The organism is Mesorhizobium sp. ORM8.1 (genome assembly GCF_053005525.2).
This window is the reverse complement of record NZ_CM132600.1, coordinates 2,272,394-2,294,670: the sequence shown is the minus strand read 5'-3', so window position 1 is coordinate 2,294,670 and position 22,277 is coordinate 2,272,394. Positions and strand designations below refer to the sequence as shown.

16 protein-coding genes and 5 pseudogenes are annotated in these 22,277 nt (G+C 61.8%); 17 read left to right on the top strand and 4 right to left on the bottom strand.

Annotated elements, in window-relative coordinates; genetic code table 11:
• Positions 1-23: 23 nt before the first annotated feature.
• Positions 24-185, bottom strand: coding sequence for a hypothetical protein (locus ACVDG8_RS11805; RefSeq protein WP_447254870.1), 162 nt, complete (start codon positions 183-185; stop codon positions 24-26).
• A 51-nt stretch (positions 186-236) separates the two neighbouring features.
• Here ACVDG8_RS11805 and ACVDG8_RS11800 point away from each other — a divergent pair, with 51 nt between their 5' ends.
• Both ACVDG8_RS11800 and ACVDG8_RS11795 read left to right on the top strand, forming a co-directional pair.
• A complete protein-coding gene (locus tag ACVDG8_RS11800; protein ID WP_447254869.1) occupies positions 237-611 on the top strand; it encodes a hypothetical protein in 375 nt (124 codons plus the stop codon).
• Positions 566-897: pseudogene (locus ACVDG8_RS11795) on the top strand (LysR family transcriptional regulator); the annotation flags it as partial. The gene ACVDG8_RS11800 and the pseudogene ACVDG8_RS11795, both read left to right, overlap by 46 nt.
• A gap of 34 nt (positions 898-931) precedes the next feature.
• Here the strand turns inward: ACVDG8_RS11795 and ACVDG8_RS11790 are convergent.
• Positions 932-1,744: a TIM barrel protein gene (locus ACVDG8_RS11790; RefSeq protein WP_447254868.1), complete on the bottom strand. Its 813-nt coding sequence runs from the start codon at positions 1,742-1,744 to the stop codon at positions 932-934.
• A gap of 383 nt (positions 1,745-2,127) precedes the next feature.
• Positions 2,128-2,834 (bottom strand): annotated as a pseudogene (locus tag ACVDG8_RS11785) (NAD(P)H-dependent flavin oxidoreductase).
• Positions 2,835-3,282: 448 nt separating this feature from the next.
• Between ACVDG8_RS11785 and ACVDG8_RS11780 the strand changes: the two are divergent.
• The 6 genes and pseudogenes from ACVDG8_RS11780 to ltrA all read left to right on the top strand — a co-directional run bounded on the left by ACVDG8_RS11780 (position 3,283) and on the right by ltrA (position 9,434).
• On the top strand, positions 3,283-4,209 hold the full coding sequence (locus tag ACVDG8_RS11780) for a LysR family transcriptional regulator (RefSeq protein ID WP_455707703.1): 927 nt from the start codon (positions 3,283-3,285) through the stop codon (positions 4,207-4,209).
• A gap of 975 nt (positions 4,210-5,184) precedes the next feature.
• The gene (locus ACVDG8_RS11775) at positions 5,185-5,673 is read left to right on the top strand and encodes a hypothetical protein (protein ID WP_447254866.1); all 489 of its coding nucleotides are present in this window, start codon (positions 5,185-5,187) and stop codon (positions 5,671-5,673) included.
• 364 nt (positions 5,674-6,037) lie between these two features.
• Positions 6,038-6,235: a hypothetical protein gene (locus ACVDG8_RS11770; RefSeq protein ID WP_447254865.1), complete on the top strand. Its 198-nt coding sequence runs from the start codon at positions 6,038-6,040 to the stop codon at positions 6,233-6,235.
• Between the two features lie 9 nt (positions 6,236-6,244).
• Positions 6,245-7,003 carry a nitroreductase gene (locus tag ACVDG8_RS11765; RefSeq protein WP_447254864.1) on the top strand — a complete coding sequence of 253 codons (759 nt, stop codon included), beginning with the start codon at positions 6,245-6,247 and terminating at the stop codon, positions 7,001-7,003.
• A 289-nt stretch (positions 7,004-7,292) separates the two neighbouring features.
• A pseudogene (locus ACVDG8_RS11760) lies at positions 7,293-7,546 on the top strand (Tn3 family transposase); the annotation flags it as partial.
• A gap of 625 nt (positions 7,547-8,171) precedes the next feature.
• Positions 8,172-9,434, top strand: coding sequence for a group II intron reverse transcriptase/maturase (gene ltrA, locus ACVDG8_RS11755; RefSeq protein ID WP_447254863.1), 1,263 nt, complete (start codon positions 8,172-8,174; stop codon positions 9,432-9,434).
• Positions 9,435-9,683: 249 nt separating this feature from the next.
• On the opposite strand, the pseudogene ACVDG8_RS11750 reads toward ltrA, so the two are convergent.
• Positions 9,684-10,983 (bottom strand): annotated as a pseudogene (locus ACVDG8_RS11750) (ISNCY family transposase).
• 630 nt (positions 10,984-11,613) lie between these two features.
• Between ACVDG8_RS11750 and ACVDG8_RS11745 the strand changes: the two are divergent.
• The 9 genes and pseudogenes from ACVDG8_RS11745 (at position 11,614) to glmS (ending at position 22,103) form a co-directional block, all read left to right on the top strand.
• The gene (locus tag ACVDG8_RS11745; protein ID WP_447254862.1) at positions 11,614-12,576 is read left to right on the top strand and encodes an ArdC family protein; all 963 of its coding nucleotides are present in this window, start codon (positions 11,614-11,616) and stop codon (positions 12,574-12,576) included.
• 126 nt (positions 12,577-12,702) lie between these two features.
• Positions 12,703-13,113 (top strand): DUF2958 domain-containing protein, encoded by a 411-nt coding sequence (locus tag ACVDG8_RS11740; protein WP_447254861.1) that lies wholly within the window; start codon positions 12,703-12,705, stop codon positions 13,111-13,113.
• 83 nt (positions 13,114-13,196) lie between these two features.
• Positions 13,197-14,924 (top strand): ParB/RepB/Spo0J family partition protein, encoded by a 1,728-nt coding sequence (locus ACVDG8_RS11735; protein WP_447254860.1) that lies wholly within the window; start codon positions 13,197-13,199, stop codon positions 14,922-14,924.
• Between the two features lie 522 nt (positions 14,925-15,446).
• The gene (locus ACVDG8_RS11730) at positions 15,447-15,770 is read left to right on the top strand and encodes a DUF736 domain-containing protein (RefSeq protein ID WP_013533279.1); all 324 of its coding nucleotides are present in this window, start codon (positions 15,447-15,449) and stop codon (positions 15,768-15,770) included.
• A 145-nt stretch (positions 15,771-15,915) separates the two neighbouring features.
• The gene (locus ACVDG8_RS11725; protein ID WP_447254859.1) at positions 15,916-16,155 is read left to right on the top strand and encodes a helix-turn-helix transcriptional regulator; all 240 of its coding nucleotides are present in this window, start codon (positions 15,916-15,918) and stop codon (positions 16,153-16,155) included.
• Positions 16,152-16,700 (top strand): S26 family signal peptidase, encoded by a 549-nt coding sequence (locus ACVDG8_RS11720; protein WP_447254858.1) that lies wholly within the window; start codon positions 16,152-16,154, stop codon positions 16,698-16,700. The genes ACVDG8_RS11725 and ACVDG8_RS11720 overlap by 4 nt, the downstream gene beginning before the upstream one ends.
• Positions 16,688-17,371, top strand: coding sequence for a lytic transglycosylase domain-containing protein (locus ACVDG8_RS11715; protein WP_447254857.1), 684 nt, complete (start codon positions 16,688-16,690; stop codon positions 17,369-17,371). The genes ACVDG8_RS11720 and ACVDG8_RS11715 overlap by 13 nt, the downstream gene beginning before the upstream one ends.
• Positions 17,372-17,551: 180 nt before the next feature.
• Positions 17,552-19,522, top strand: a complete 1,971-nt coding sequence (rlxS, locus tag ACVDG8_RS11710; protein ID WP_447254856.1) for a relaxase/mobilization nuclease RlxS — start codon at positions 17,552-17,554, stop codon at positions 19,520-19,522.
• A 758-nt stretch (positions 19,523-20,280) separates the two neighbouring features.
• Positions 20,281-22,103, top strand: a pseudogene (glmS, locus tag ACVDG8_RS11705) (glutamine--fructose-6-phosphate transaminase (isomerizing)).
• Positions 22,104-22,277: the final 174 nt, after the last annotated feature.

The window sequence follows — 22,277 nt, the reverse complement described above, 5'->3', positions numbered from 1 at the left end:
CGGGTCAGAGAAAGGAACGCAGTTTATGCGCGATTGAACGGAGCGAAGGGAAGAAAAAGGGGCTTGGGCGTGAGTCCGAGCCCCCTCGATTGCGCGGCGATGAAGCCGCGACGGCGAGCCTTGTCGGCATACGCCGAGACTGGGCTCACGCCGCAAATGTCCAGATGCCCGCCTTCCTCATCCATTGCGCAAGGTCTCCTTGCTTGCCGCAAGCTGGTGCCGCTCAAGCGTCAGGGTTGGACCGAAATCGCCGCAATGCTCCCGATCAGCTCCAGCGCAAAGTCGCGAGCGCCATCAAGAATGCGGTTCTTGGAGGGACGGCCACGCGCCTTGTGGCGAAGAGCCGGCGCGCCTTGATTGAAACGTCTTCATTAGCCGCTGGACTTGCATGGCCGAGACGCCGAGCAAACCCGCAGCCGTGGCGCTGGCAATTCTTCGTACAGAACCTCGATCCGCTGCAGCTCGCGCTCGCCCATCAGAACCAGTCCCAACTTGCAATCTTCGACGGCGGGACACCCGACGAGGTCTACGCTACGGCAGAAATGAAGAAGCAACTGGCGATCGCTCCGTCCGGCACTTGCGGCAATCGCACTACTCAAGGTCCGAGCTGAAGCCCTCCATCGAGGAGCGGTTTTTCTTGAGCATGGCCTCAAGAGACGTGTCGAGGTTATCGGGTAGGCCTCTAGCATGATCGGCCGATGGTCTCAGGCACAGAGCCTATAGCGACCATGCCCTTCCGGCGAAACTTTCCCGCTGCGGATCATCGAACTTCCCCTGCCGCTTCCCGCATTTACCGAGGCCGTCCAATGGCCCGCCCTTCACAACAGTGATCCGGCAAGCATCCGGATGGTATTGTTACAGGAGACGTCTCGAATGACTTCTCCGCGGGACCCAAAAGCCGTCTCAGCCACCCCTAATTTACTCCCGCCTCTCACGCCGCCATTCGCGTCAATAGCCCTTGTCGGACTAGATCGATGCTCGCGGCAAGTGCGCCTGCCAGATCGTCCAGCGGGTGCGCTGCGTCGACAAACGGTGCGAATGAGAAGGGGCCCACATAACCGCCATCACGTAGCGCGCGGATCTGGCTGCCATTGTCGAAACCTCCCAGGATGCGATCCGGGCGGATCCAGTGGATTGGATCGTTGACTCTCGAAATGTGCACCAGACCGGTCAGTTCGCAGGAGAAGAACGGCTCCCCGGCGAGCGTGTGATGAAACGTGTCGTGCACGAGGCGGAAGATGGACTTGCCATCAATGGAGGCAATGGCCTTAGCCGCTTCGTTCTTCGATCGAAGCGAGCAGGTCTGGAAGCCCTGCGGCTCGATGAGACCGATCAGGCCGCGCGACTGGAGGATCGGCTTGAGCGCCTTCAAGGCGACGTGGAGATCGCCCCGGCGCTGGCCATTGGCGGGCCAGGAGCCGTCGTTGACCGGCATCAGCATGAGCGTCTTGGCTCCGCAGGCCGCCGCATAATCGGCGAGCTTGCTCGCTTCGGCCTTGCGGGCGGGACTCCACTCGTTGAAGCGCTGCAAGGCATTGATGGAAATAATCCCAACGCCTGCTTTGGCGGCGGCAGACCGGACGTCCGCCGCCGGCATGCCGCGTGCAACAGCATTGCTGTGCTGTTGGCTGCGGATCTGGACATCGGTCAGGCCCTGGTCACGGGCAAAAGCGAAAAGCGCCCTGACGTCGAGTCCGGGCGTCGCCATGTGGTCGAGTGCAAAGCGGGGCGCTGCTTGGCGCATGGCTTGGCTTTCCTTCAATATTCCCGGAAATTTTTTTGACCCTATTGCGACACTTCACTTAAGACAAACGATTAGAACAGATGTTTTTCATCTGAAAAGGAGATGGCTGATGAACAGCGCCGACCTCATGGTTTTCCGGGCGGTTGTGAGAGCAAACAGCACGGTTTGGAGCACAACGGCTGGCCACGGTGCTCCGCTTCGCGTGTCATGCGGCCAAACTCATTTCGACATCGGTTAAGGAGCTTGAGGTCAGCACTGCTCCTCTTAAGACCGAGGATCAACGATCAAATCGAGATCAGTAAGTGTGACTGTCGTCGACGGTGACCCGCAGCAGCCGAGTGCCCATCTGTGGGATGCCTCTCGTTTTGCCAAAACTTGGACAGTCACACGATCTTCGCATGATGGGCTCGAAACAAGAACTGCTCAAAATCGTACGATTTGATGATGGTTCCTCCACCCAGGCTTCGGCGCAGCTGACGCCCGTGGCGGCGCGATAGAGGTGAAATCTTTCGCCTGCCTCGCGTGTCCTTCGCCGACGGCAGATCGTTGATGAGGCCCACCGCCTCACCGACAGTCACGTTGGCCGTGTCGAAGTCGCCAGAGCCCATGCCGCCTCGACCTTCGACAATTCTTCGGAATGCAGCGGTGCGCAGCTCTTCTTCCCGCCCGTGCCACTTCTCGATGAATCCGTTTTTGAGCAGTCGGCCGGTATAACCAGCGGTCCAGGCTTTCTGACGGACGATATCGTAGACGGAAGTCCGGATTGTCTCGTCGCCGGAAGCCGCGACTACCTTGTCCTTGGCTCCCGGATGGATGAGCGAATCGCGCGTAGCCCAGAAGCTGGTTCCCATCAGGACCCCGTCTGCTCCGAGCATCAGCGAAGCGGCCAGGCCCCTACGTCGGCGATGCCGCCTGCCGCCACGACAATGACAGAAGGCGAAATCTTTGCCACCAAATCCACGACTGCGGGAACGAAGGGCATGGCTGACCGCGCGACCAGGCCGTGGCCGCCGGCCTCGGTCCCTTGAACAATAAGAACGTCGGCGCCAACGTCGATTGCGCGCCGGGCCTGTTCGAGTGTGTGGATCATGCAAATCAGCGGAACATCGGCTGCTTGACCCGTGCCGCGAGCTTCGCCGGATCCGAAAACGAAAGCATCATCGCGGACGAACGCTCCGCAACTGCGCGGTCAAACCGATCAAGGTCGGCTCGACTGCCCAGGCGACGAACCCGCAGCCAACCCGTTCATCGGTAATCAGCGACGACTCTGTTTCGTACCATTGACGATCAGCATATCCCAACCCAACAGGCCCAGACCGCCGGCGTCGGCGACGGCGGACGCATGCGCGCCACCGGCGGCCTGTGTCATCGCGGCAAGGATGATGGTGCTCGATTTCGAAAGGTTATGTCAGACGCGTTCGTATCGATCTGTACTTCTCCTCCGCTTGAGGAAGTTCCCGGAATTTTCTTTAACGTATTGTCTTGACTTAAGACAAACGATTAGATCAGATGTTTTTCATCTGAAAAGGAGATGGCTGATGAACAGCGCCGACCTCAGGTTTTTCCAGGCGGTTGTGAGAGCAAACAGTATCGGAGGGGCTGCCGGTGTACTCAACACGGTGCAATCCAACGTCACCGCGAGAATAAAATCGCTTGAGGAGGAAATCGGTGCTCCGCTTTTTCATCGCTCCAGGCGAGGGGTCACACTGACAGCCACCGGCATTCAGCTCGTTCCCTATGCCGAGCGCGTCGGAGAGCTTCTGGACGAAGCCAAGCGCGTCGTCACAGACCGCGGTACGCCGTGCGGTTTACTCAGGATCGGCTCGATGGAGACCACTGCAGCGCTTCGCCTTCCGCCGATCCTGATCCGCTATGCTGCAGAATATCCAGAGGTCGACGTACTGGTGGAGGCTGCCCCGACGGAAAAGCTCGTCAGCGAGGTCGTCGCACGCAAACTAGATGGCGCGTTCGTCTCCGGCCCCATCGCTCATCCCGAACTGAAAAGCCTATCGATCGTCGAAGAGGAGCTCGTTGTGATCTCCTCGCCGCGGTTTCGCCAGCTTTCGGATCTGAAGGCCTTGGCCGCATCACCGGCTCTGAAGGTCCTCGCCTTTCGATCGGGATGTTCCTACCGCCGGCGCATGGACATGTTCCTGGCGGCGTGTGGGGTAACGCATGTCCGCTGGATGGAACTTGGAACAATGGACGGGATAATCGGCTGCGTCGCCGCCGGGGTAGGGATGGCCATGCTACCTCGGGGGGTCGTTCAGGATGCGGCAGCCGACGGACGGCTCATTATACACCTGCTACCTGACAACCTGCGGTCGGCCCCGACTGTTTTTGTGACGCGGAGAGACGAGTATCTCTCCGCAGCACTTCAGGCTTTCATGACGGTGGCGTCTGAGGCGCATTCACGGCCTCAGCCGGCAAGACCAGAGCCGGTGCGACAACTACAGCGGGCTTAGGAAAGGTGGAGCAAAAACAAGGGGTCACTCAGACGCAATCGTCGGCGGATCTTGTTGGCAACTCGTAGCGTCCGTTTGCCCAGAGATCGCCTACGATGCTGGACAGGCGCTGCATGCTGCTGCAAAAGCAAGGAATGAGCACGGATTGGAGCACAATGGCTGGCCTGGGTGCTCCGCTCGCGCGTGCCATGCGGCCAAACTCATTTCGACATCGGTTAGGGAGCTTGAGGTCAGCACTGCTGCTCTTAAGACCGAGGTTCAACAATCAAATCGAGATCAGTAAGTGTGACTGTCGTCGATGGTGACCCCCAGCAGCCGAGTGCCCATCCGTGGGATGCCTAGCGAGAACGCGAGTCACCGTTCCATCGAGTATTGTGATGGAGTCGGGCGATTCGCAGACGGAAGCTTCTCAAAGATCAATATCAGCATAGACCTTTCAGTGTGCCGAGGACAGCGATAGTGTCGGATGACGCTGTCCTCATCGGCGCAGGGCGCAGCAAGTCAGAAATGCGACAGTGACGCGTACCTGGTACGACCTAGCGCTTGAAAGCGAGCGCACAGCCGAGGGGCTCGGCTACCGTTCGAGGTTTGTGGCCGCGTTCGGTGAAATTTCACAGACCTGTTTCCTGCAAAGTGCCGAACACAGGAAGCGCTGACAAATCCCGCAAATTGTTTCAACGCTTCCCGACTTATGTCGCGAAACCGCCGCCGGTTGCGCCGTCTTATGGTGGCTCGTCGCGCGAGGCCACCCAGCCTACGAAGTCAGCTGTGAGCCACGGCGGTGTTCGGTGCACGATGGCCCACGCTTCCGCAGCGCAGCGCTGCGTGAGCTTCTGCTGCGGGTACCTGGCACGGGAATTGCGGGACGGGGTGCGGCGCACGACCGAAGCGACGCGATGGGAGCATCTGGGGGAGGGGCCGGAGGTGCCGCTGCCGCGGGCGTGCTGCCATTTGTTTCTTTCTTGGAGCCTATCCATGTCCAGACTAAATGCCGCCTTTGTCACAGTGATCGCTCTGTTGGCCCTCGCATTGTCGCTGCTGGGAGCGCTGAAACGACATCTGGATACGGCCGAGGATCCGCAACGACCGGAGGAACAACGGCCGATAGCAGTTGACTTGCGCATACGCATTCCGCAGCCGCGCGACGCCCTCCTCAACGACCCAGGCGCGCCAATCGCAGGCAATCCGTTTGGCGATGCCGGTATGGTCTCGTTCTTCGACTACAACTGCGGCGTTTGCCGGGCGGCAGCTCTCGACCTTCAGCAGGCCCTCAGGAATGATCCCAATGTAAAGCTTCAAGGAACTCCCAGTCCTGGGGCCATCTTCCAAATTCGCCGCCGTCGCAGCGCTCGCCTCGCGCACTGCGGATCAGGTGTGCACGACGCGTTGCCCGACAGCTTTCTTGCGGGCGACGGTCCGCGCGAACGGCAAACGCCAGAAGTCACTTCACATGCGCCGGCTTGAAGGAGCCGATGCGGGCAAATCCGTATGTCGCCGAAGGGCTCAGCGGCAGCCTCAAAAGACCAAAATCAGAGCGGCTTCCTGTATCCACAGCGCCGATAAGATTCATACAAACAATCGATTTTATCAATCTTGCCCGATGCTGGATAAGGACAGCGCCTAACGGCGCTTCGATCTTTCGATCGCCAGGTGGGACGAACGCTTAAGTCGGGCAACGGCGGGCGCGGGCGCGGTCTGTGGCGGTCATTGAGAAGTTCAATTGAGCGGCTGGCTCCGGTCAAGGACGCCGCGCGCCTCATCAGGCAACTCGTTCGGAAGGTCGCCTGCACGAGAGTGCCGTCCCTCAGCCATTAAATTGGAGAAGCCGTTGAAACTTACAGGTAAAATCATCGTCGTAACCGGTGTCTCCTCCGGAGTCGGCAGCGAGGTCGCCCGTCTTGCCCGGTGCGAAGGCGCGCGCGTCATCGGCTCGTTCGAGGTGATCCCATTGGCACGCTGGATCATTTCTAGACTGCGCATGATCCTTTCCGGAAACCGATTTCCGGTTTCCGGGGTGATGCGCTAGGGACGGTCCATGCCGGAAAACAGAACTACAGTTGCAGATGATGCGGCGATCGTAGACGAGGCAATCACGTCGCGCCGTTCGGTGCGCGCCTTCCTGCCCGACATGGTCGATGACGAGACGATCCGCACCATTCTCTCTGTTGCCGCGCGTGCACCTTCGGGCACCAACATGCAGCCCTGGCGGGTCTACATCATCACCGGCGAGGTCAAGCAGCAGATCACCGACGTCATCCTCAACTCCGGTATCCGCGCCGAAAAGGCCGAGTGGGACGAGTATCGCTTTTATCCCGACCAGTTCTTCGAACCCTATCTCACCCGGCGGCGGGCTAACGGCTTCGGTCTCTACGGCGTGCTCGGCATCGGCCGTCGCGAGGTCGACAGGATGCGCGCGCAGCATGACCGTAATTTCGTCTTCTTCGACGCGCCGGTCGGCATGATCTTCACCGTCGACCGGCGGCTGAACAAGGGATCGTGGATCGATTACGGCATGTTCCTGCAGAACATCATGGTGGCGGCACGGGGCAGGGGCCTGCACACCTGCCCGCAGGCCGCCTTCGCACCCTATCACAAGCAGATCAGGCCGGTGCTCAACATTCCCGATGAGGAGATCGTCGTCTGCGGCATGGCACTCGGCCGTGAAGACACATCCAAGCCCGAAAATGCCTTCCGCACCGACCGCGCGCCGCTGGAAGAGTGGGTGACGTTCGCCAATGAGCTGGCGCCGCGTGAGGTGACGACGCGCCGTCTCTCAGTCTCCTGCATTTCGTAGCCGACTTCCTTGCTGGCGTGACAGAGCGCCTTCCAGAACGAGCGCGCAAACGAGCGGAACCCATAGATGTCGAACTGGTCGGTGCCGGTGCGCTGAGTCCTTGGTCGAGGTCAGAAGGCATCACCCATGACTGTTGCGCCCGATCTGACATCTGGGTCGACGGCAGCCGATCCGTCCGGCCGATCGACGAGCATTTGATGCCACGATCAACGTTCATCACAATGAAGGAGCAGGATCATCTCGGACTGGGCGTGCAAGGTGATGCCGCCGTGTGGCAAACGGAAGCGCGGCACCTCGGCTGCGCAATCTCAAAGACGGGAAGTTCCACACGTTCGAGAATGGCGGTGCATATCCAGCGCTCGCCAATCATATCGGTGCTCCGATCAACTCCGCCCTGATAGTCGACCGCTGGGACGATCTTCTTCACCTGGCGGCGTCGATCACACGCGATCTGTCGTGCCGTCGACGATACTGAAGAAGCTCTCGGCATCGCCAAAGGAGAGCCAGCTCGCCAGGGCGCTGCGGGAACTCGGCCGTATCGAGGGTCTTGACGCCAAGCCACCTGCGGCAATTTGGGATAGACCGCCCGCTGGCGGGCTAGCTAGTGCGCGTCCATAGTGTGCTGCAGCAAGCAGAAGGAGGTTCGATGGTGAACTGACAACATGCTGAGAAGCTGCGTGAAAGATGAGGGTAGGCCCCTCGGGATCGGCTTTCAGGAGCGGGTCTCAAACCAGCCCAAGCTGCTGTGGTAGAAGAGCCATGGTGGTTAGCGTTGGGTCAAAAGCCGCGGACATGATCCGGGGCAGGTAGGCATCCGGAAGATGAGCGCAAGCAAACCCTTCGATGACGCGTCGTTAGCACTCTTTGATACCACTAAAACCGAGGGCGTATGGATCTCTCGGGACAAGTCCGTCGGGAGCCTGATGACTGGGCGGACAGTGGACGGCGTATAGGGGGCATGAGCCGGATGCAGGCTTTTGCGCGGAACTGCAGGAACCAGCTTTCTGATGCCAAGGGAGAAGCACAAGCGGCACACCACCGTGAGGCGAGGGTACCGATGCAGGAAGTTGGGGCGGATCGACCCGTAGTAGTGATGAAAGTCCTGTAATGGGGCTGGAGCGAAGGGGTCGGATCAGGTGGTCGTATTTTCGAAGCAACTGGTAACAGGATGACAACGACAGATGCGACAAACAAGCCGTTTATGATCGATAAGCGGCTGGTGTACGAAGCCTATAAAGCGGTCAAATCCAATGGTGGTGCGGCTGGCGTGGACGGGCAGACGATCGAGCAGTTCGAGGCCGACTTGAAGGGGAATCTCTACAAGATCTGGAATCGGATGAGCTCGGGAAGCTATTTTCCGCCACCGGTGCGTGCCGTCCCCATTCCAAAAAAGAGTGGTGGGGGCCAGCGGATTTTGGGTGTGCCCACCGTGAGCGACAGGATCGCGCAGATGGTGGTCAAGCAGCTCATCGAACCGGATCTCGATCAAATCTTCCTGAAAGATTCCTACGGTTACAGGCCGGGAAAATCGGCACTCGATGCCGTAGGGGTCACGCGTCAGCGGTGCTGGAAATATGACTGGGTTCTAGAATTCGACATTAAAGGACTGTTTGACAACATCTCGCACGAGCTTTTGCTCAGGGCGGTTCGCAGGCACGTAAAGAGCAAATGGGCATTACTATACATCGAGAGATGGCTGACAGCGCCCATGGAAAAGGATGGACAGAGGGTTGAACGAAACTGCGGAACTCCACAAGGGGGCGTAGTTTCGCCGATTCTTTCAAATCTTTTTCTGCACTATGCGCTTGATCTGTGGATGAAACGGACACATCCCGACCTCCCATGGTGTCGGTATGCGGATGACGGGCTGGTGCACTGCCGGACCGAGCAGGAGGCAGAAGCCGTCAAGGCTGCGCTTCAGGCGAGGTTGGCGGAATGCCGACTGGAACTGCACCCGACGAAGACCAAGATCGTCTACTGCAGAGACTCCAAACGCAGAGGGCAACATCCGAACGTGACGTTCGACTTCCTCGGATATTGTTTCCGGCCGCGCGCGGTATGGGGAACGCAAAGCGGGCGACTGTTTTGCGGCTTCACACCAGCGGTCAGTTCCTCGGCGCTGAAAGCGATGCGGGAAAAGATCAGGGACTTGCACATTCGCCGACAGACGCAGCTCTCGCTGAACGACATCGCCTGGCTGATCAATCCGCTCCTCAGGGGGTGGATCAGCTATTATGGACGGTACGCGCCAACGGGGCTGCAGCCCATACTTCGCTACGTCAATCAGACGGTGCTTGCGTGGGCAAGGCGGAAGTTCAAACGCTTTGGCAGGGGTAAGGCTCGGGCAAGTCGGTTCTTACAACGGATCGTCAAGCAGCGCACCGATCTCTTCGTGCACTGGCAACTCGGTCTGATCGGCACGTTTGCCTGATGGGAGCCGTGTGAGCTGAGAGGTTCACGCACGGTTCTGAGAGAGCGGAGGCGCGCAAGCGTCTCCGCTACTCGCCAACCCACTATTTTATTGCGTTTACGATAGTTTGCGACTCAATGGGCAGCGCCTTCGAAGCTGTGTGGTCGGCATGATGGGTGTAAATCGCCGGCGAAAGGCTTTCTGGCGAGAATACGCGCACCGCCAGCGACCGGCGCTCGCCGGTCCATCTCGACCTGGTCGAATGGGATGTCAGGTTAGCCTGAGATGCGCGAAGAGGGCGAGGTTGTAAGCCACCACTGAGGACCAGACGTAAGTCTTGAAGTGGTCGAGCCCGCGCCAGGTGCAGCGTCCCAGACCATAGGCCCGCTTGAGGCAGGAGATGCCGGCCTCGATGCCGGCGCGGAAGTTTCTGAGCTTGCGGTAGACCCAGCGGCTTTTGACCATGTCTTCGATCTTGAGGCCGGCCTTTTTGTGGAAGGCCATGTCGCTGATGCCGAGCTCCTTGGCCTGGCGCAGATTGTTGTGGCTGGCATAGCCGCCGTCGGCTGCCGCCTGCTGCGGCGCCTCGCCATAGAAGGCGATGTGGCGTTCCAGCATCGGCAAGAGACGCTCGCTGTCAGCCGGGTTGCCGGCTTCGATGACGAGATCGAGGATCAGTCCGCTTCTGCCGCTGGTGAGGTTGATTTTGTGGCCATATTGGACGTCGCGGCTGCCCTTGACGATGATTTCGGCATGCGGCTCGAACAAGCTCACCAGCTTCTCGCCGGCCGGCACCGCCTCGCCGGCCAGCACCCGCCGCTCGGTCTGGGCGATGATCCGCTCGATCAGCAGCCGGTAGTGGCCGACAACGGCCTGCCACAGTTCGCCGGCCGGGCCCGACGCCAAGGGCAACTGCGCCGCCGCCTGGTTCAGATACTCCAGGGTTTTGTGGGTGATTGTGAGCAGCTCGCGGTAGCGCTTGATCCGTTTCGGGCGACCGCGGGCATACTGGATCGTGCCATGGGATGGTGCTGCCCAAGGCATCGGCCGCATCGAGAAGCCGCACCATCACCCGCACGCAGTCCCACAAAAGGCTACTGTCGCTCGGCTCGTGCATTAGCGCTGCAGTGACGGTGCTGTCGACACGCACGAGCTTGCCGCTTTCCATCTTGTCCCGCCGGGCGCTCAAAAGCAGCGTCCGATTGATTTCTTCCCAGGTCTCGGCCCGAAGCGCGCTGATCGTCTTGTGCAAGACCGACTTCTTCGGGCTCCAGCCCCACGGCAGCCGGGCAAAAGCTCGGAACGAGGCGGAGTCTTCCAGATGGAAGGCCAGCTCTTGATAGCTCAGTTGGCGGTGCTGCTTGAGCAAAGCGCAGCGCAGCACGGCCTCCGCCGGCAGTCCCTCGCGGCCGGTTTCCTTGACCCCATGCCGGCGCAAGTCCCCAGCCGCTAACTCGAGCAGGTCGCGATGGGCGTCCAGCCATTGCGACATCGCTTTCAGTTCACAGCCGATCTCGTGTCCGCAGAAAAGATCGAATATACTGCTCTGGACGGTGCGTTCTTGACGCATTGTTGGCTCCGGCGGTTGCGGGTTTGTCTTTAGAATCAGTCGCTTGATCTAAAGTGTACCTGAAACCGCCGGGCTTTACCTGCGGAATATCGCGATTCTTCCAACAAATTCAGCAGCTTGCCGTTTATGGATGGGCACTAGCTAGGTCAGCACGCGCCGGGCCTGACCGAAGGGGCTCGGAAGCCAAACATGGCAGCGGCTGACAATATACAATACGCCATTGCTAATGCCAAAACGCCGCCAGAGTGATCGCGGACCTGAGTGGCGCCCGCGCGCCTGAAGGCGCGCGCCGGGTGCTCGTGCACCGAGCCCGCTTTTCTTCGGCAGGCTCAGGCGGTCTCGGCCATCCGGCTTCGCCCCCTGGCTTGGGCAGCCATTCGGCTGCAGACGGCCGCCGGCCGGTTGGCCGGCGTGGTCTGTCTGTTAGGCCGTCCCCGGTGGCGCGCGGTGGGCGGCTCTCCCTTCTAGGCCCGCCGCGGCATCCCGCAACCCTTCGCTGCGCTTCGGGTCCTCCTCTCCGTTCCGGTCCTTCGGATGCGGTCCGCCTTTCACGGCGGGCCTTTCCGGTCGTTTTCGCCGCCCACCCCGCTTCCGGGGGAGGGCGCGATTTGGCGAGCGGAGGACCAGCGCATGCGTTCAACCAACAAACGTTCCGGCAGCCGAAAGGCTGGCGCAAGCAGGGGCGGGCGCTCAGGCGCCAGCCTTTATCAAGAGATCACGGACCGCATCATTGCCGAGCTGGAGCGCGGCACCGTGCCATGGGTCAAGCCATGGGGCACCGCCAAGGCAGGCCTCGGCCTGCCCAGGAACGCAGCCACCGAGCGCCGCTATTCCGGCATCAATATCCTGATCCTGTGGGGCGCGGTCATCGAGCGCAGCTATGCCAGCCAGAACTGGCTGACCTTCCGGCAGGCGCTTGCCCTTGGCGGCAATGTCAGGAAAGGCGAGCGCGGCACGACCATCGTCCACGCCGACCGCTTTGTTCCGCAAAACGAAAAGGAACGCGCCAAGGTCGATGGCGACGAACCACAGGCAGTGCCTTACCTGAAGCGCTTCACCGTCTTCAACGTCGCGCAGTGCGACAACCTGCCCGAACATCTCCATGCCGCCGCCGAACCGCTGCCGTCGCGCCAGATAATCCCGCAGGCCGAGACGCTCATTCGTGCAACCGGCGCGGATGTCCGCATCGGCGGCGATCGCGCTTTCTACATGCCGGGCAGCGACTTCATTCAGGTGCCGCCGCAACCGGCCTTCTTTCAGCAGATCAATTATTACCGCACCTGCTTTCACGAGCTTGGCCACTGGACCGGCCACCCGACGCGCCTTGCGCGCGACCTCTCCGGCTCGTTCGGCACCAAGGCCTACGCGCGCGAGGAACTGGTCGCTGAAATCTGCGCAGCCTTCGTGTGCAGCAGTATCGGCATCGAGCCGACCGTGCGCCATGCCGATTATATCGGCTCGTGGCTGACCGTGCTGCGCGAGGACAATCGCGCCATCTTCCGCGCCGCCAGCCATGCCTCGAAAGCCGCCGATCTCCTGCTCGGCTTCAATGCCGTCGCCGAAGGCGAGGCGCACGCCGAGATCGCCGCATGAGCGCGCTTCGTCGCTGTCCGGCAACCTCGCGCTTCTCGACGCGCGCGAAGCGGCCTCGCCGCTCGATATCGGCGTGTTTGTCAACCCGCTCTCAACCAGCACCAACCGTTCTGAAGGAACTCCGCAATGATCCTGATCACTGACGAACTGCGCCTTCTTCTGCTCGCCAATGGCGCTGCGGAGACCGAAACCGACCACGTTCCGGTCGTGAAACTGTTCAATCCGCTGGGCGCCGCCACCTGGCTCCTGAGCGAGCTCGACGCCGATGGCGATACACTCTTCGGCCTTTGTGATCTCGGATTCGGCTTCCCCGAACTCGGCAGCGTCAGCCTTGCCGAGCTCCAAGCCGTCAAGGGACCGCTTGGCCTCGGCATCGAGCGCGACCTGTATTTCAAGGCGCGATTTCCGCTCTCGGTCTATGCCGAAGCCGCTCGTCTATGCGGTCACATCACCGAGGCCGAACGGCTCTTGCGGCAGGCCGCCGCCGCCCTCTCGCTTTCACTTCCCGAGCTTCCGCCCGACTGGGCGGAACAATAGCGCCATCCGGCGCAAAACCGTCGCGCCGCTCGGCCAGCGGCCTCGCGGTCAGGCAATTTCGGCCATAGCAAAGGAGAAAGACCATGCAGCTTGCCCACGTTTCCATCGACCAATTGAGCGTAGCTGCCGCCAACATGCGGCATTCCAAACGCGCGCCTGACATCTCCGACATCCTGCCCTCGGTGCGGGCGCGCGGCGTCCTTGTTCCGCTTCTGGTGCGGCCCAACGGCTCGCCCGAGACCTTCGAGATCGTCGCCGGACGGCGACGCTATTTCGCCGCCAAGACCGTTGCCGACGAGCGCGGCGAGGCCGAGCCGCTGCCATGCGCCATAATGGAGGATGGTGACGACGCCGACGCGCTCGAAGCCTCCCTGATCGAAAACATCGCCCGCCTCGATCCCGACGAGGTCTCGCAATGGGAAACTTTTTCCCGCCTCATCAAGGAAGGTCGCACCATTGCCGATATCGCGGCCACGTTCGGCCTCACCGAGCATCAGGTGAAGCGGATTCTGGCGCTCGGCGAGCTTCTGCCCAGGATTCGCGAAGCTTATCGCCGCGAGGAAATCGACGCCGAGACGGTGCGCCATCTCACCATGGCCTCGAAGGCGCAGCAGAAGGACTGGCTGGCGCTCTTTGCCGATCCCGACAACCGCGCGCCGCGCGGCTGGCAATTGAAGCAATGGCTGTTCGGCGGCCAGTCGATCTCGACCAAGGTGGCGCTGTTTGCCATCGAGGACTATCCCGGCCTGATCGTCTCCGATCTGTTCGGCGAGGAAAGCTATTTTGCCGACGCCGACCTGTTCTGGCTCAAGCAGAACGAAGCGATAGCCGCCAGGCGCGATGCCTATCTCGAGGCCGAATGGAGCGAAGTGATCGTGCTCGAACCGGGTCAACATTTCCACGCATGGGACCACGAAAAGACGCCGAAGAAGAAGGGCGGCAAGGTCTTTATATCAGTCTCGCATCGCGGCGAGGTCGCGTGTCACGAGGGCTGGCTGTCGCACAAGGAAGCCCGCCGCGCCCGCGCCGATGGCGAGGCCGCAGAGGCCGAGACCCCGGACAAACCTTCGCGGCCCGAACTCACCGGACCAATGCAGAATTATGTCGATCTGCACCGTCATGCCATCGTGCGCTTGGCGCTCCTTGACCGTCCGGCCGCAGCCCTTCGCCTGATGGTGGCGCATGCGATTGCCGGCTCAAGCCTCTGGCAGGTGCGCACCGAGCCGCAGCGCGCCGCCAACGAGATCGTGGCCACAAGCCTTTCAGCCTGCAAGGCCGAGGCCACCTTCGCCGAAAGGCGGCGTGAGATCCTGGCGCTGCTTGGAGAACCGGATGAGGGTGGCACGATCGCTGGCCGCAATGGCGGCGACGTCGGCACGGCAAGCCTGTTCGCGCATCTCCTGACGCTGTCCGACAATGATGTGACGCGCGTTCTCGGCATCGTCATGGCCGAGACGCTCGAAGCCGGCAGCGCCGTCATCGAAGCGCTCGGCAATCATCTCACTGTCGACACCGCCGCTTGCTGGCAACCGGACGACGCCTTCTTCGACCTGTTGCGCGACAGGGAAATTGCCAATTCCATGCTTGCCGAAATCGGCGGCAAGCATGTCGCGGACGGCAATGTCGCCGAGAAGGTGAAGACGCAAAAGACGATCATCCGCGACTTTCTGTGCGGCGACAACGGCAGGCAAAAGGTCGAGACCTGGCTGCCGCGCTGGATGAAATTCCCGGTCGAAAGCTACACGGATCGAGGCGGCTTGCGCACCGCCGATCAATGGGCCCGGGTCCGCTCCCTGTTCGGCTGCCAATAGACCGTCAGGCTGGGCGGCGGCCTCCAAAGTGGCCGCCGCTCGGCATCGTACCCCGGTCGCAATGGCCGCATGTTCGTGACCTTTGCCCCGTCTCACGCGGCACAGTCCAAACCGCCTTGATCCCGCCGATCAATCAGCCAACCGGATGCCTGCCTGGCGCCCAACCTGTGCGCACGGTCTCGATCGGCATGGCGCGGCATCAGCCGCAGTCCTCCAATCCCGGCCCTTCCTGGTTGGCTGCAGCGACCGCGCTTGCCACGATCTCCATGCTCCCTGCCAGGACCATCCCCTGCGGCTGGCTTGTCGACCTATGGACGGGTCCGGCCGCCCGAAACCCTCGCCAGCAGCTTTTTTCCCCGCCGCCTGCGGCGGCTTCCTCGCGCCGCTCCGCTTCAAAAAAGCCGCCCACTCGGGTCCTCCGCTGGCGCTGCGGCCCTGTCGGGTTCAGGCGCTCCGGACGCGTCCATCACGGTCAGCCATCGCAGGGGATGGTCCCCGGCGACAGCAAAAGGAGACTTCGAAATGACCGCGATCGGTTACGTCAACAAGCAGGAAAACGGCGCCTACAAGGGCCAGCTCAAGACCCTCAGCGTCCGCGCCGACATCGACATCATCCCCAACCAGGCCAAGAGCGCCGACAACCATCCCGACTACCGGGTGCTGACGCAAGGGGTCGAAGTTGGCGCCGGCTGGATCCGCACCGGTGAGACGTCCGGCAAGGATTATGTGAGCCTGTCGATTGCAGCGCCGGAGTTCGGACCGCGCAAGCTCTACGCCAATCTGGGCCGCGCCGCCGGCCAGGACGATGACGACACCTACGCCATCATCTGGAACCCGGCCGACTGATCGGGGCTCATCAGAGCCCCGCGCCGCACCCGGCGCGGGGCTCTTGCCGAGGAGCGGCGAAAACTCGCCCCCAACTCTTCGCCCGTCCCCAAGACGACCTCGCCCGCCCATCCTCGCCTGGCTCGCAAGCCAAACGAGGATCATCATGGACAACGAAAACGAACGCGCCGCCCGCGCCAAAAAGGGCAGTCCGTTTCTCAACACAGCCCAAGCCGCCTTCTACATAGGGCTCTCCCAGCGCACGCTGGAAAAGATGCGGCTCAAGGGCGGCGGCCCGAAATTCCGCAAGCATGGCCGCTACGTCCGCTACCACATCGACGAGCTCGACGAGTGGTCGAAAGGCCGCCACAACCAGACCCATTCCAACGATGGAGGCCGCTCATGAGCCGGCGTCCCTCCATCCGTCTGACCGGCAGCCGCCTGCGCCGTGTCCGGGCGACAAAGGCGATCGCCGGGACCACGATCGCGCTGGGCCTGATTGCCTTTGGCCCCCTTGCAAACCCGTCGCCCTTCTTGGTCTGGAACGCCTCGGCGAGCGCGCCGGCCGGCCTCTATCGCGTCGTCGCGGGAGCGCCCGCACGCGGCGACCTGGTGCTCGCCGGCGCACCGGATGCCATTGCCGGCCTCGCTGCCGAACGCGGCTATCTCCCGAACGGCGTTCCCCTTGTAAAGCACATTGCCGCGCTGCCGCACGAACGTGTCTGCGCCTTCAACGAGGCGATCATCATCGGCGGCAAGATCGTCGCACGTCGGCTTGCTACCGACACCCAAGCCCGTCCGCTGCCCTGGTGGAGCGGCTGCCGCGCGCTCGCTGACGACGAATTCTTCGTGCTGAACGGCGAGGTGCTGCGCTCTTTCGACAGCCGCTATTTCGGGCCGGTCCGAGCCGCAAACATCATCGGGAGGCTCGCGCCGCTATGGACCGAGTAGCCCTCCTGATGCTTGGCATGATCGCTGTCGCGCCATGCGCCTGTTCCGCCTCGACCGGCGCTGAGCCGGTCGCCATCTCCCAAAGTCCGCAGCTTGGAAAATGGCAGCACTTCGTTACGGAAGCAAGCAAGCGTTTCCGTATTCCCCAGGCCTGGATTTACGCGGTGATCGATGCCGAAAGCAGCGGCAAGACGATGCTCGACGGCCGGCCGATCACGTCGCGCGCCGGCGCCATGGGCCTCATGCAGGTGATGCCCGACACCTATTCGCAGATGCGTGCCGAGCACGGCCTGGGCGCCGATCCACACGATCCGCGCGACAACATTCTGGCCGGCACTGCCTATCTCCGCACCATGTATGACCGCTTCGGGTTCCCCGGCCTGTTTGCCGCTTATAACGCCGGCCCCGAGCGCTACCAGGCGCATCTGAAGCGCGGCAAGCCGCTGCCGAAAGAGACCGTCGACTACCTCGAGCAGCTCGGGGCGGCCGGAGTCTCGGCATCCGACATCAAGGGATTCAACAGCAAATCTGTCGCTCCGGGCAGGCAAAATGCGCCCTCGGGGCGCTCGCTGTTTTTCCCGCAAAATGGTGGTCGCGCCGGCGCGCGAAACGGCGATCTCTTCGTGCCGCTGGGAAGCGACGTCGCACAGGTCAACGAGCCGGAACGCTAGCAATGGGGGGGGCCGGACGCGTCCGAAGGGGTGGGCGCGGAAGGCAAGATAAAGGCACCGCCTCCAAGAGCCGGCGAAGTGTTTGTCTGCACATCATTTTAGCTGGAGGCAGCCTCCAGCGTCAGGAGAGCTTTGGAGCGCAAATGGCTGATTCGACTCTGTTCCAGGCGGAGGCCAAGCATGCGGGATGACGAGTTCAGACCGAAGCTCGGGAAGATTGGCTCCCGTGGTTCGAAGGCAGGCAAACGCTTTGCCGGCCAGGTGCGGGCGGCGATCAACCGAGCTGGTGGCCGGCCGCAGCGTGGTGGCCGCTTCGCGGGCAGCCGGATAGGCCGGGGTGGGGCGACGGCCGCGCTGCTGAAATCACGCGATCGCCATGCAGCCTTCCGCCAGCGCCGGGTCGTAGTCAAGGCGCGTGTCGTCAAGCTGGCCGGCAAGAGCGCGGACGGGGCGCGTGCGCATCTGCGCTACATCCAGCGCGACGGCGTCACCCGGGACGGCGCGCCTGGCGAGCTCTACGGCGCAGACAGCGACCGCATCGCCGGCAAGGACTTCCTCGATCGCGCCGATGGCGATCGCCATCAATTCCGCTTCATCGTCGCACCCGAGGACGGCATCGAATTTGACGACCTCAAGCCACTGACGCGGCGGCTCATTGCACAGATGGAGGAGGATCTCGGCACGAAGCTCGACTGGGTTGCCGTGGACCATTTCAATACCGGCCATCCGCACACCCATATCATCGTGCGTGGCAAGGACGATCGCGGTGAGAATCTCGTCATAGCGCGCGAATACATCTCGAGCGGCATCCGCGAGCGCGCCGCCGAGCTGGTCAGCCTCGATCTCGGTCCGCGCACAGACCACGAGATCGAGCACCGCCTGCGCCAGGAAATGGAGCAGGAACGCTTCACCAGCATCGACCGCCGCCTGCTGCAGCTGCGTGACGACAGTGGGCTCGTTTCGCCGGATAGCCGCGACGCGTTTCGGCAGACCTTGCACCAGGGGCGCCTGCGCAAGCTCGAGCGGATGCATCTGGCCGAAGAGATCGGCTCGGGCCGCTGGCGCCTCGATGACGGGCTTGAAGCGACGCTGCGCCGGATCGGCGAACACGGCGACATCATCAAGACCTTGCATCGCGAACTGACGGGCAGGGGGATCTCCCGCAGTGCCGCCGACTGCGTGATCCACGATCGATCCGGCGAGCGGGCCGACCCGGTCGTCGGCCGCGTTGTCGCGCGCGGGCTGGCCGACGAGCTCAGCGACCGGCATTACCTCATCGTCGACGGTGTGGATGGCAAAACCCGATACATCGACATCGGCAAAGGCGAGGCGACAGAGCCGACGCCCGACGGCTGCATCGTGCGTGTCGCGCCGAGGAACACAGAGCCCAGGCTGGTTGACCGCACGGTGGCCGAAATCGCGGCTGCCCATCACGGCCGCTACAACATCGACATTCATCTAAAGCACGATCCGACCGCCACCGACCGCTTCGCCGAAACGCATGTCCGCCGGCTGGAGGCAATCCGGCGCGCTACCGGGGGCATCGAGCGCGAGCCCGACGGCACCTGGATCATCGCGCCGGATCATCTCGACCGTGTAGCCGCCTACGAGCGCCAGCAGGCCAGGACCCAGCCTGTCACGGTCGACAAGCTCTCTTCGATACCGCTGGAGCGGCAGGTTGGCTTTGACGGCGCCACCTGGGTCGACAGCCAGCTTGTCTCCGATGAGTCAGAGAGGTTGCGCAATTCGGGCTTCGGCCGTGAGGTGCAGGAGGCGCGGAGCCGCCGGCAGCAGTGGCTCATCGCGCAAGGCCTTGCCCATGAGGAGCAGGATCGGATCGTCTATCGCGCCAACATGATTTCGATCCTCCGCCAGCGAGAGCTGAACCGTGTTGCCGGTCAGCTCTCGGAAGAGCTCGGTCTGTCCTATGCTGAAACGCAACTCGGAGACCGCGTTGAGGGCACGCTCCGCTGCTCAGTTGAGCTCGCCACCCGCAAATATGCCGTTATCGAGAAATCGCGCGAGTTCACGCTCGTGCCATGGCGGCCGGTGCTCGAGCGGCATGTCGGCAAAGAGGTTTCCGGCCTGGTGCAGCGCGAGGGTATCTCTTGGAGCATCGGTCGGCAAAGGAGTGGGCCCAGCGTTTCGTGACTTTCATGGCATATGCGCTGGTGCGGTGTGCCTTCGACCGGCCGGCAAGAGTTCGACAAGGTGCTCCGAGCGATGAGGCATAAATGGCACAACGCGTCCGCTGCTTGCATAGGCAGCCAAAAATGGGGCTGATAGCCCCCGATTCGCATCGGCATCGATCTTTGATGCACGATCCCAAATCGACCGACGCAGACGACGGGAATGCGCTGGACAGCAGAGGACGGTAGCAATGCAAATGATCCTTAGAGCCATCGGCAGAGCCTGGCATTCGGCCTTGTCTAAGGTCGACACAGCCCGGTTGCGGCGGCAGCGCAGGCTACTTGGCGACGTGCCCACGGCTGAATTTCAGCGGCCGAAACCCCGCACCGCCGAACACTCCGCGACTAGGTCGGCCACCGGACCAACTCCGCAAAAGGCGGCGGTGCCCAACAGGGATAGCTTGCAGGGACAATTTGCGCGGCCGCGCAGGTCGAAGAAGCACTGAACATGGCCGCAAATCGCGCCAACCGTTGGCGAATTTGACTGATTACTCACTGTCTGAGACGGGTGAGTTGACGTCACGAGACCTGGCCTATAGCCGAGATCGACGGTCCGTCTCGCCGGATGTCAAACACATGCTCGCCTATCCGCTGGCTGGATGGCAGCTATCCCAAAAATCGATTTTACCTGTTTTGCAGAATTCTACTACGGAGGCTGAGCGCTTGGCGCGTTCCCTTCAGGCCGACTGAGGCCACCGGGAAGAATTCGGAGACGAAGTCATGTGCGGGATTGTTGGCATTGTCGGGCATCAGCCGGTGTCGGAGCGGTTGGTCGAAGCGTTGAAGCGGCTCGAATATCGCGGCTATGACTCAGCCGGCCTTGCCACCATTTGCGAGGGCTCGCTGCACTCCCGGCGCGCGAAGGGCAAGCTTGTCGACCTCGAGAGAAGGTTGAAGGAAGAGCCGCTGAGTGGCATCGTCGGCATCGCACACACACGTTGGGCGACCCATGGCGCACCCACCGAGCGCAACGCGCACCCGCACATTGCGGAGGGTGTGGCCGTGGTGCACAACGGCATCATCGAGAATTTCGCCGAGTTGAAGGATGAACTGGCGGCGGCGGGCGCCGAGTTCCAGACCGATACCGACACCGAGGTTGTCGTACATCTCTTGGCACGATACCGCCATGAGGGCATGGGGCGGGGTGAGGCTATGCATGCCATGCTGAAGCGCGTCAGGGGTGCCTACGCGCTTGGCGTTCTCTTTGAGGATGATCCGTCTACCATCATGGCGGCGCGCAATGGTCCCCCATTGGCGATCGGTCACGGCGACGGCGAGATGTTCCTGGGCTCCGACGCCATTGCGCTTGCTCCCTTCACAAATGCGATCACCTATCTCGTCGACGGCGATTGGGCCGTTATCAGCAAGTCAGGCGCCGATATCTTCAATTTGGACGGCCATCCCGTCGAGCGTCCTCGCCAGACTTCCCTTGCCGGGGCATACCTGGCCGATAAGGGCACGTATCGCCATTTCATGGAGAAGGAAATTCATGAGCAGCCCGACGTCGTGGCCCGTGCGCTCGGTCACCACATCAATTTCGAAGGAATCGCGTCGATACGGCTTCTTGCATGGATTTTGCCAGGATCCCGAGCTTGGCGATCTCGGCTTGCGGCACCGCCTATCTGGCTGGACTGATCGCGAAATACTGGTTCGAGCGCTATGCGCGCCTGCCGGTCGAAATCGATGTCGCATCCGAATTCCGCTACCGGGACATCCCATTGCCGCCGCAGTCGGCGGCTCTTTTCATTTCGCAGTCCGGTGAAACCGCCGACACGCTGGCATCCCTCAGATACTGCAAGGCGCATGGGCTGAAGACCGGCGCTGTCGTCAACAGCCTGGAATCGAGCATCGGACGGGAGGCCGACGCGGTCTTCCCGATCTTCGCCGGCCCGGAGATCGGCGTTGCCTCCACCAAGGCGTTCACCTGCCAGCTTGTGGCTCTAGCCACACTCGCCATTGGCGCTGCCAGGGCCCGTGGAACGGTAACGCAAGATGAGGCGAAGGCGCTCGTCGCGAGTCTTGCCGAAATGCCGGGCGTCATGGGCCGGGTCCTGAACAGCATCAAGCCAGATGTCGAGCTCCTGTCGCGCGAACTGTCAAAATGTCACGACGTCCTGTATATCGGCCGCGGCACCAGTTTCCCACTGGCAATGGAAGGTGCGCTGAAGCTCAAGGAGATTTCCTACATTCATGCCGAGGGATATGCGGCTGGTGAATTGAAGCATGGTCCGATAGCACTGGTCGACGAAAACATGCCAGTGATCGTCATCGCGCCACATGATCGCTTTTTCGACAAGACGGTCTCAAACATGCAGGAAGCGGCCGCCAGAGGCGGTCGGATTATCCTCATCACGGATGAGAAAGGGGCCGCTGCTTCGAAACTCGACACGATGCACACGATCGTGCTGCCGGTAGTCGACGAAATCATCGCGCCAATGATCTTTGCGCTGCCGATACAGCTTCTTGCCTATCACACGGCGGTCTTGATGGGCAAAGATGTCGACCGACCGCGCAATCTCGCAAAGTCGGTTACCGTCGAATGATGGTCACGGCCCTTCGATAGAAATGCACTTCGCCTGAACGAGCAGTCGGACGTTATCGTCGAGGCCTTAATAGCTCCGGCTGGGCCCGGCGCTGCTCCTCATCGCACCTGGTCGTGCGTAGTGTGCATTTCGGTTCACATCGCGCCGCGCGATGCTTGCCCCGGTGTTCAGAAC